The 2666-nt window shown below is 64.3% G+C and carries 4 protein-coding genes; 3 read left to right on the top strand and 1 reads right to left on the bottom strand.

The window, feature by feature from the left end; genetic code table 11:
• The 3 genes from EN781_RS30350 to EN781_RS30340 form a co-directional block, all read left to right on the top strand.
• Window positions 1-748: TolC family protein (locus tag EN781_RS30350; protein ID WP_189347941.1), on the top strand; the 748-nt coding region annotated here is incomplete at its 5' end.
• Window positions 749-844: 96 nt separating this feature from the next.
• A complete protein-coding gene (locus tag EN781_RS30345) occupies window positions 845-1531 on the top strand; it encodes an aspartyl/asparaginyl beta-hydroxylase domain-containing protein (RefSeq protein ID WP_126054235.1) in 687 nt (228 codons plus the stop codon).
• A 50-nt stretch (window positions 1532-1581) separates the two neighbouring features.
• Window positions 1582-1941: a hypothetical protein gene (locus tag EN781_RS30340; RefSeq protein ID WP_126054234.1), complete on the top strand. Its 360-nt coding sequence runs from the start codon at window positions 1582-1584 to the stop codon at window positions 1939-1941.
• 27 nt (window positions 1942-1968) lie between these two features.
• Here EN781_RS30340 and EN781_RS30335 read toward each other — a convergent pair whose 3' ends face one another.
• Window positions 1969-2265: a DUF982 domain-containing protein gene (locus EN781_RS30335; RefSeq protein WP_126054233.1), complete on the bottom strand. Its 297-nt coding sequence runs from the start codon at window positions 2263-2265 to the stop codon at window positions 1969-1971.
• Between the last annotated feature and the right edge of the window lie 401 nt (window positions 2266-2666).

The raw sequence follows: 2666 nt of genomic DNA, 5'->3' as shown, positions 1-2666 counted from the left end.
GGCGGTGCACCGTCTTTCCGTCCTCACCGGACGGCCGCCGGCGGCTCTGAACGACAGGCTGAAGCGTGGCGCGCCTATTCCCGCGCCTCGCCTGCCGGTGCCGGCCGGCATTCCCGCCGATATCCTGCTTGCCCGCCCCGACGTGCGCCTGGCGGAGCGGCAATACGCTCAGTACACCGCCAGGATCGGCCAGGCCGAGGCGGCCCGCTATCCGAGCGTCAGCTTGACCGGGAACATCGACACCTCGGCCCTCAGGCTCGGCGATCTCGGCAAGAACTCGACCATCGGCTGGTCCTTTGGGCCGACGCTCAGCGTGCCGCTGTTCAGCGCCGGCAAGCTGGAGGCAGCCGCCGACGTCGCCAGGACCGAGCGCGACAAGTATTTCATCGCCTACAAGGCATCGGTGCTGACGGCGCTGGAGGATGTGGAAAACGCCAGCGTTTCGCTGACGCAGGAGCGCATCAGGAATGGCAAGCTTGCCTCGTCGGCGAAATCCTACGGCGACGCGGCGCGTCTCGAGCGGACGCTCTACACGTCCGGCGAAACCAATTTGCTCGATGTGCTGGACGCTGAGCGCTCGCTCTATTCGGCCGAGGACACGATGCTGCAAAGCCGCGTCTCCTTGGCCACCGACTACATCGCGCTCAACAAGGCACTCGGCGGTGGCTGGGACGGCGTCATCGACAGTGCAAAGCCCGAAATCGTCGACGCCAGCACCGGCCCCAGGCTGGCCGCGAAGACGCAATGACATTGGAGGCAGAGTTCAACAGCGCAAACAAATCTCCGTGAGCAACAGCCCGGAAGCAATCGCCCACCATATCTGTAAACCCATCGAGGTGATGAAATGTCGAGCGCCTACGATCTCGGAACCGGTCTCGTCCGTCGTATCTACGAAAAGCGCATAGATGCACCGGCGATTCTTGATGCCGGCACGCATTTTCCCAATGCCACGAAGTTCACCGCCGCCTGGCAGGCGATCCGCGACGAGGCGCTTTCGGTGCAACACGGCAAGGTGCCGCGCTTCCACGATATCATGCCGGAGCAGGCGGAGATCTCGGCCAATGACGGCCTCGACTGGCGCATGTTCGTGCTCAAGGCCTACGATCTTCCGGTTCCGGAAAACCTGGTGCGTATGCCGGTGCTCAGCCGGCTGCTTGCCGGATGCCCGGAGGTAAAATCGGCGGCGATCTCGTTCCTGGCCCCGCGCAAGCACATCCCCAGCCATCGCGGACCTTTTCGCGGCATCATGCGGTTTCACCTTGGCCTCGCCATCCCGCGCCAGGCTGATGGGCGGCCGGCAACGATCATGATGATCAACCATCAGGAAAGACGCATCGCCGACGGCGAATGCATGTTGTGGGACGACACCTTCCCGCACGAGGTGACAAACCACGCCGACCAGCCCCGGATCGCCCTTCTCCTTGATGTCTGGCGTCCGCGAATGCCGCTGGACATGGAAATCCTGTCCCGGCTGATCGTTCGCGGCGTGCAGACTGGGATGCGCCACCGGGGCGTGTCTTTTTCGGGCTGAATGCGGGCCGACTGCCCTTCCAACAAATCAAGCGAAGACTGGAGATCGCAATGAAGATCAATGTGCCGCTCGTGGCAGCCTCGATCGCAATTCTTACCGGTGGTGCTGCATTTGCCGCGCAGGACCAGGCCTTCCTGTCGCCGCAGAGGGCAGCCGCCGTTCTCGCCGACGGCCGTCCCTGGTCTGCGGATACACCCGACGGCAAGACGCTCAAATTCACGCTCAAGAAGGATGGGACGGGAAGCATCCGTGGCCCCATGCCCTTCACGCTGTCCGTAAGCTGGTCCGTTAAAGGCGACCAGATCTGCATCGCCGGCAAGATGGGCACAAGGTGCCTGCGCTTTCGCGAGGCGCCTGGAGGGCTTCAGGGTTGGGACGGCGACAAGCCGGACCTGAAATTCAGCCGCTAGATGCCGGCAAAGGCGGACGATGCAAGCTTACACCCGCAGCCCCCTCGCCTCGCCGCCGCGCTTGCCGGGAACCATCATGTCCCTGGCCAGCAGGCCGCTGACGCGGCAGAACGCCATAAAGGCGCGACAGGCATCCTCGGTCTTGACCACATCCACCGTGGCGCCGAAGCAGGCGTTGAAGGCGGCCTCATGGACCTTGCCCTGGCGACGGGCCGGCCAGGCCTGCAGGAAATCGAGCGCCTGCTCGACGCCGTAGATCTCCTCGACCGGCAGGCCGGGCGCAGGCGCGATGCGCACCGGCACCTCGAATTGCAATCTGTCCATTCCAAGTCTCCCCGACCGGTGCTGTCACGGCACCGGCGTTCGTCCTGAAAAATCGCTTTGGCCGGGCTTTTGACTCAGGAATGTGTCCTGAGTGCGGTAAGCCCGGCCTGGACCGAGAGAAACAGCGCGGCCGAGGCACCGCGCGTCAGTGTCTTGAATGTCTTGATGCGTTGCGTTGAAGTTGCAGTGAACATGTTTCCGAAAATGGCGCGCCACGCGACCACGGACGGCCGCCGCGCGGGTCGCGGCGCGAAAGAATGGGGAATGGTTTGATGGCGCGGTCCGCGACCGCCGAGATCAAGCGGAAGGCGGCGCGCGCGGCTAGTTGGTGCTCGCCTGCCGCGCGGATATGGCGGCTGGCGCGGCTGCCGCCTGGATCGGCGAATTCTGGGCGACCAGGA

The organism is Mesorhizobium sp. M4A.F.Ca.ET.090.04.2.1, assembly GCF_003999085.1.
Taxonomy (GTDB): Bacteria; Pseudomonadota; Alphaproteobacteria; order Rhizobiales; family Rhizobiaceae; genus Mesorhizobium.
The sequence above is the reverse complement of the archived record's forward strand: the minus strand, read 5'-3'. Positions and strand labels throughout refer to the sequence as shown.